We start from the raw sequence: 7,184 nt of genomic DNA, 5'->3' as shown, positions 1-7,184 counted from the left end.
TGTTAGGCACGCCGCCAGCGTTCGTCCTGAGCCAGGATCAAACTCTCCATAAAAGTTTATTTATGGAGCCTTTTGATGGCTCTATAATTGTTTAAAGAATTATTTATTGTGACTGTATCACCTAAGTGATACGAGTCCGCACATCTGGCATATTGTTTATACCTTACATTGTTCAGTTTTCAGAGAACACCGGACTGCGTTGCCGCAGTTCCTGTTGACCGCCGCCTTGCGACAGCTTTTATATACTATCACATCGGCTTTTGCCTGTCAACCTGTTTTTTATTGGCTTTCTTACCATTTCCTGCCGCCCTGTTCAGCGACTTTTATATAATAGCATTTTCAATGAATTGTGTCAAATAGCAATTTCTACAAAACAGATTGTTAGCTTTGTCTAAACTTCTTAATTACCCAAATAACTTATGTTATAATCTTGATGAGATTATTCCGGCCTGTACATCGTACAGCGGTGGTTTTTAGGAGAACATATGAAAAATCGTTACGTTATCATTATTTTTTCCGCTCTCGTTTTATTAGGAATGACTATAACCGGCTGCCCCAATGCAACTGAACAGCTTCCTTACATTGACTTCAATCGTCCGGCGGACGAAGCTGTCAGCCAAAAGGATGAATCTGTGCAGCGTCCTATTTTCATTGCTCTGGCCAGCGTCATGTCTCCCCATGAAACAATTATCTATTATCGCAAAATTGCCGACTATGTTTCAAAAGAAACAGGGCGGCCCGCTGTATTGGTTCAGCGTAAAACGTATGCGGAGGTTAATTTGCTCCTGGCTAACGGCGATGTAGATATTGCCTTTCTCTCTACCGGCGCCTACAGTTCCTATCAAGGAATGAACGAGATTGAACCTTTGGTTATGACGGAACATGACAATTCGGTTCTCTATACGGCCGATGTAATTGTCCATAAAGATAGCAACATTCATTCTATCAGTGATCTGCAAGGCAAGGTATTCGCTTTTACCGATCCGTTAAGTTATTCAGGCCATATGGTCATTGAGGACTACCTGCGCGACCACAATACATTACCGGAGCGTTTTTTTCAGCGTTATTTCTATACCTATAGTCATGACAAATCACTCTGGGCTGTCGCCAACCATATAGCCGATGGTGCCAGCTTCGACAGCCAAATTTATGAGTATGTTAAAGTTCGTAATCCGGAACTGGCAGGCAATGTTCGCATTATCACCTCTATGGAGCCGGCACCTACCGGCCCGGTTGTTATCAGCCAACGGGTTCCGCCGGAACAAAAAGAAGAATTACGCCGTATCTTTTTGAGCATGCATCAAGATCCGGAAACGGCGGCAGCCATGCAAAAACTGGTTATTGACCGGTTTATCCCCCCCGCTCCCGATTTATATGATCCCTTGCGAAAGCTCTACAAGCGGACAGGTGCACGGCCATGATTAAATTGCAAAAAATCAGTATCTATTATAAAATCAATGCGATCATTATCGGTATTCTACTCTTATTCAGCATCATTATCGGTGTCATCATGATCGGAACCACCGAACGGCTTTTAAATTATCAAATGGAAAAACGGGGAGCGGAAGTAGCAACCTACATTGCCAGTCTCAGCAACAATGATATTTTACTGGATGATCATTACGCCCTCTTTGACCGTTTAAATAAGGCTAAAAACAACAATGACGACATTCGCTATATCTTAATTACCGATTCCTATGGCCGGGTCCTAGCCCATACGTTCTCCGGACTTCTCCCACAAGGCCTGGCCAATACACCCAAGTCTTCACCGGCCAAAATAGCCTTTACACCGCCCATTGCTTTAGATAATGCCACCCCGGAGGGCTATCAAATCGCTAAATATAACAGCAATGAAGGCTTGGTGCGCGAAATTATTGTCCCCATTGAAGCAGGCTCCATCGGCTTTGTCCGGGTTGGTATGCTGGAAAAAACCACGCAGAAATTATTAAACAAGAATATTAATGAATTTTTCATCATCACGTTAATCCTTTGCAGCCTCGCTTCGCTTTTCGCCACCCGCTTGTCGTCCATTATCATCCGGCCGGTTGCCCGGCTGGCCAAAGCGACGAAAGAAATTGAACGGGGCAACTTTTCCATAAAGACAGAAGTAACTACGGAAGATGAGATTGGTCATCTGGCTTCTGCTTTTAATCAAATGGCTGCCACCCTGGAACAAAAGAAACAGGAAAATAATCGCTTGCTGGAGGAACTGCGTACAAAGGAAGCTTTGCGAGCCGTATTAATGAATAAGCTCTATACCATCCAGGAGGAAGAGCGGAAACGAATATCCCGTGAACTGCATGATGAAACCAATCAATCATTAGCTTCCTTACTTGCCTACATGAAGGTGCTGTTATCCAAATTAACCGATGAGCACCAGAAAACACTTCTCTTAGGAGCCCGTGACGTAGCTGTAAATGTGCTGGAAGGACTTCGTAAAATGGCTGTCGAACTGCGGCCACCCATCCTGGATGATCTAGGAATTATTGCCGCTATGGAAAAATATATCCAGACCTTCCGCAACCAGCATCTTATGGAGGTCAGCTTCTTAACGCCTGCTGTCCCGCCGTTATTATCTAATGAGATTTCACTGGCCTTATACCGCATATTGCAGGAAAGTCTGACCAATATAGCTAAACACGCCCAAGCCACTCAAGTCTACATAACTTTGTCCTACTATGAAAATAAGGTTACCTTAATGATCGAAGACAATGGAAAGGGAATAAGTACAGAAGCTTTGGAAAAAGCTCACAAAAACGGCCGCCTCGGAATTTACGGAATGAAAGAGCGGGCCGAGTTGCTAGGCGGCAATTTTGAGTTCGAAACAACTACTGGACAAGGCACATTAATTACTGTTCAATTACCAATGCGTTTGGAGTGAATGTTATGTATAAAATAAAGGTTATCCTGGCTGATGATCATTCCGTCCTACGAACCGGACTAAAACTGCTGTTAAACAATGAGCCTGATTTTAAAGTAGTCGGCGAGGCTTCTGACGGAGATACAGCGCTGGAACTGCTGACAACCTTATCCGCCGATGTATTAATTCTTGATTTATCGATGCCTAACATGGGCGGTCTGGAATGTATCAAGGAGATAAAGAGCCGTAAGCTTTCCACCAAGATACTCGTCCTTAGCATGTTTGAAGACGAAAACTACATTAAAGAGGCCATGCAGTCAGGCGCCTTAGGCTATGTGGAAAAACATGCGGTAGATACAGAACTCTTTGATGCTGTTAGAGTCGTAGCCAAAGGCAAACGCTATCTGAGCCCCAAAAACTCTCAATTGCTTCTAAACAGTTTTTTGACCGGCAGGGAAACGGAAACTCCCGCGACCGATCCCTATACGTTGCTAAGCTCCCGGGAGAGGGAAGTTCTTAAGCTCATTGTCCGCGGTTACTCTATGACCCAGATTGGCGACTGTCTATGTATCAGTGTCAAAACAGTCGATACCTACAAAACCAGGATGATGGAGAAATTAAACTGTACTCAGAAGAGTCAACTGGTAGAATACGCTCTAAAGCACGGCTTATTGCCCGTACAATCGTAATAGTCTTCTCCTTATTGAATTGAATAGCTTTCTTTTTATGCGTAGTGTTTTTTCCTACGCATTTTTTTATGTTTTTCTTACGGTAAAATCAGCACTTTTACCGATACCTAAATTTTCTGTATAGTGCGATAATTAGGGCACATGAATTCTATGTACAAAACACAAAAAGGAGCGTGTACTATGCAAAGCAAGAAAGGTTATTGGAAACGCGTTCTCGCAGCCGGTGCTGCCACTGTAGTCCTAACATCCGGTATGAGTTTTATCGGTATGTCATCGGTCCAAGCCAAGGCGGTTCCGCAGATTTTCGATTTTGAGGCCCATCGTGGCGGTCGTGACGCCCGTCCGGAAAATACGCTGATATCTTTTGCGTATGCCATGGAACTGGGAGTAACTACACTGGAAATGGATATGCAATTGACCAAGGACGGACAAATCGTCATCAGTCACAATCCGTTTATGAGCCACAATCTAGCCAAAGGCCCGGACGGAAAATATGTAGCACCTAACCAGTATGATATCCGCACCATGACGCTGGCGCAGGTAAAGCAATTCGACATAGGGACAATGAATCCGGAAGCCGGCGATTATTACGAAGGACACGGTAAAACCCAACTGTCCGTTCCCGGCACCAAGCTTCCGACTTTGGAAGAAGTATTTGAATTAGCTAATGCTTATGGCAATGATAAAATCATGTTTAATATTGAAACCAAATGTTATCCCGATCCGGCTTTCCCTGAAGCAAAAAACAGCCCTAATCCGGCAGTCTTTGTTAAGAAGTTCTATGAGATCGTGAAAAAGTATCATATGGAAGACCGGGTCATGCTGCAATCCTTCGACTGGCGAACCCTAAAAGAAATGAAAAAACTAGACCCCAATATTACTTTGGTTGCCTTAACCTGTGAGCAGCCTTCCTGGGGACGGGACAGCCAATGCCGTCAGCCTTATGAAAAAGGTGCTTCTCCCTGGATGGCCGGCCTTGATATTGACACTTTTAAAGGTGATTATATCAAAGCAGCAAAGGCAATTGGAGCTGATGTAGTATCCCCTTATTGGGAAGAACTTTCCAATGAAATGGTAACCGAGGCACATGAATTAGGTATTAAGGTCGTTCCCTGGACGGTCAACAGCCCGGACAAAATGAATATGCTGCTTGATATGGGCGTTGATGGAATGATCTCAGATAAGCCCTGGTTGCTGCGCAAGGTTTTAATTGACCGTGGTATGGCTGTAGCCGAACCAACTATCAATGTAAATAGTCCCTATCATACCGGTACGGATATTGTGACAGGCAGCACAAAAACAACGAAAAAGGGTGGCGACTCTGCCGAATAAACGGCCCTCTTTCCTCACTTAGCCTTTGTCTCAGTGAAAGGGATCCATGTGATCGCCTTCCTGAGACAAAGGCAAATTAATAAATAAAAAGGAGAACACAAATGTTTGATTTTATGAAACCGGCACCACATATTCCCCGGTTACCTGCCGAGGAGATTGACAAAAAATATCCTAAATCCCGTCTTCAGGTATTTTGCAGTGTTTACTTCGGTTACGCCGCCTATTACCTGACCAGAAGCAATTTCCCGCTGGCCGCACCGCATCTGATCAAGCATTTTGGCTTTTCTACCGCCGATGTCGGCAATGTTCGCGCAGCCCTAGGTCTGGCTTACGGCCTTAGTAAATTTGTAATGGCTACCTGGTCTGACCGCAGCAATCCCCGCTATTTTATGAGTATCGGTCTCTTACTTTCTGCTATTGTGAATTTCTTTTTCCCTGTTGCCGGCAGCGTTGCCGCCATGTGGGTACTCATGTTTATTAATGGTTGGTTCCAGGGAATGGGCTGGCCGCCTGCTGGCCGTACAATGACGCACTGGTTTTCCGTCAGCGAACGCGGCACTAAAATGGGCATCTGGAACACGGCCCACAATATCGGCGGCGGACTCATTGCCCCGATTTGTATTTGGGCGTTAGGTACTTACGGCTGGCAGGGCATGTTCTATGTTCCTGGTGTAATCTGCGCATTGCTTAGCTTATATGTATTTCTGACACTAAAAGATACCCCTCAATCCGAAGGGTTGCCTTCTATTGAAGAATACAAAAATGATTACCCTGTCGTCGCAACCAACGTAAATCCGGAGAAAGAATTGACGGTAAAAGAGATTCTTTTCAACTATGTATTAAATAACAAGTACGTATGGCTGATTGCCTTTGCCAATGCCTTTGTTTACTGCGTACGGTATGGTGTGCTAGACTGGTCGCCTACCTACTTGATGCAAGTAAAGCAATTGTCCGTTAAAAGCTCCGGCATTGGGTATTTCCTCTTTGAATACGCCGGTATTCCCGGTACTCTACTTTGCGGCTGGTTAAGCGACAAAGTATTTAAAGGACGCCGCTCACCGGTTACCTTCATCTTCATGGCGCTTACCTTAGTTTCCGTTTTTCTTTATTGGAAAAACCCTGTAGGCAACCCGATGCTTGACATCATTGCTTTATCCTCAATTGGCTTCTTAATCTATGGGCCGGTTATGTTGATTGGTGTCAGTGCCTTGGATATGGTTCCGAAAAAAGCAGCCGGAACAGCAGCAGGTTTTACCGGACTATTCGGCTATCTTTTTGGTACAGTAGGCGCCAGTTCTGGCATCGGTTATGCGGTTAAAAGCTTTGGCTGGGATGCCGGTTTCTATATTCTAATCGCCTCCTGCATCATAGCAATGCTATTCCTGGCTATGACCTGGAACTTTAAGGCTACCAGTGAAAAGGCATAAGATTAGTTTATCGTTAAAGTATGTTAACTAGTTTGATTTCCACTGCCTAATCAGGCATTATATTTCTTCCTCTATATTATATACATGATTATGTTTATGGACCGAACTCGTTTCGGTCTTCTTTTTTTATTAATGCAGCGATCATTAGCTACATTGTCGCAAGCAGTCTATACAGCCTCTTATATCAAGGTAATATAGTAAGACTAGCAAGATTAGTTCCCTTGAAACGATTTCACTTATTTGCTGGAAGCTATCTAATGAGACGTTTCCCACGGCCTTTACGGAAAAAGACGGTCTGAAGGATGCCAGCAGAGGCAGATTCCTAAAATCCGAAACTCGCTTCGCTCAAACAATCGGATTTCTTAACGGAATCTGCCTCTGCCGGCAAGTCTTTTGGAGTATCAGGCCTAGATTTTTTGCTCCCCTTTGGTATCCTGACAAAAGGGGAAATGATGGTTGAAGATAGCTTAGCTCATTAAAAAAAGTAACAGACTTAATCCTAACCTTGCCCTACCATAGCAATGCAGTAAATTCTGTTGCTCACAAACAAAAGACACCCACCAAGGTGAGTGTCTTTCTCTTAACCAGCAACTATCTATCCTCCCGGGCCGTTTCCAACCAAGTCTTCCGTTTAAACCGGCAGCCACTGACTTATTTCATTTTCGTTACTAAAGACGATAACTCTTCTACCTAGCCACACACAGGAATAAATCAAAGGTACGTCAGTACCTTCCTTGACGTATGTGAGCTTAACTACTTCAACTTATCAGCACAAACAAAAAACACCCACCAAAGTGAGTGTCTTTCTCTTAACCAGCAACTATCTATCCTCCCGGGCCGTTTCCAACCAAGTCTTCCGTTTAAACCGGCAGCCAC

5 protein-coding genes are annotated in these 7,184 nt (G+C 44.3%); all 5 read left to right on the top strand.

What is annotated here, in order from left to right:
- Positions 1 to 485: 485 nt before the first annotated feature.
- The 5 genes from BMW43_RS20630 (at position 486) to glpT (ending at position 6,308) form a co-directional block, all read left to right on the top strand.
- A complete protein-coding gene (locus BMW43_RS20630) occupies positions 486 to 1,421 on the top strand; it encodes a substrate-binding domain-containing protein (protein ID WP_091752424.1) in 936 nt (311 codons plus the stop codon).
- The gene (locus tag BMW43_RS20625; RefSeq protein WP_091752420.1) at positions 1,418 to 2,881 is read left to right on the top strand and encodes a HAMP domain-containing sensor histidine kinase; all 1,464 of its coding nucleotides are present in this window, start codon (positions 1,418 to 1,420) and stop codon (positions 2,879 to 2,881) included. The genes BMW43_RS20630 and BMW43_RS20625 overlap by 4 nt, the downstream gene beginning before the upstream one ends.
- A gap of 5 nt (positions 2,882 to 2,886) precedes the next feature.
- The gene (locus BMW43_RS20620) at positions 2,887 to 3,549 is read left to right on the top strand and encodes a response regulator transcription factor (RefSeq protein ID WP_091752417.1); all 663 of its coding nucleotides are present in this window, start codon (positions 2,887 to 2,889) and stop codon (positions 3,547 to 3,549) included.
- Between the two features lie 180 nt (positions 3,550 to 3,729).
- Positions 3,730 to 4,881, top strand: coding sequence for a glycerophosphodiester phosphodiesterase (locus BMW43_RS20615; RefSeq protein WP_091752414.1), 1,152 nt, complete (start codon positions 3,730 to 3,732; stop codon positions 4,879 to 4,881).
- A gap of 101 nt (positions 4,882 to 4,982) precedes the next feature.
- Positions 4,983 to 6,308 carry a glycerol-3-phosphate transporter gene (gene glpT / locus BMW43_RS20610; RefSeq protein ID WP_091752411.1) on the top strand — a complete coding sequence of 442 codons (1,326 nt, stop codon included), beginning with the start codon at positions 4,983 to 4,985 and terminating at the stop codon, positions 6,306 to 6,308.
- Positions 6,309 to 7,184 lie beyond the last annotated feature (876 nt).

The organism is Propionispora vibrioides, assembly GCF_900110485.1.
GTDB lineage: Bacteria > Bacillota > Negativicutes > Propionisporales > Propionisporaceae > Propionispora > Propionispora vibrioides.
The sequence above is the reverse complement of the archived record's forward strand: the minus strand, read 5'-3'. Positions and strand labels throughout refer to the sequence as shown.

Coding starts and splice junctions, on each gene's coding strand:
- BMW43_RS20625 (WP_091752420.1), top strand. CDS start 1,418: ATGATTAAATTGCAAAAAATCAGTATCTATTATAAAATCAATGCGATC.
- glpT (WP_091752411.1), top strand. CDS start 4,983: ATGTTTGATTTTATGAAACCGGCACCACATATTCCCCGGTTACCTGCC.
- BMW43_RS20620 (WP_091752417.1), top strand. CDS start 2,887: ATGTATAAAATAAAGGTTATCCTGGCTGATGATCATTCCGTCCTACGA.
- BMW43_RS20615 (WP_091752414.1), top strand. CDS start 3,730: ATGCAAAGCAAGAAAGGTTATTGGAAACGCGTTCTCGCAGCCGGTGCT.
- BMW43_RS20630 (WP_091752424.1), top strand. CDS start 486: ATGAAAAATCGTTACGTTATCATTATTTTTTCCGCTCTCGTTTTATTA.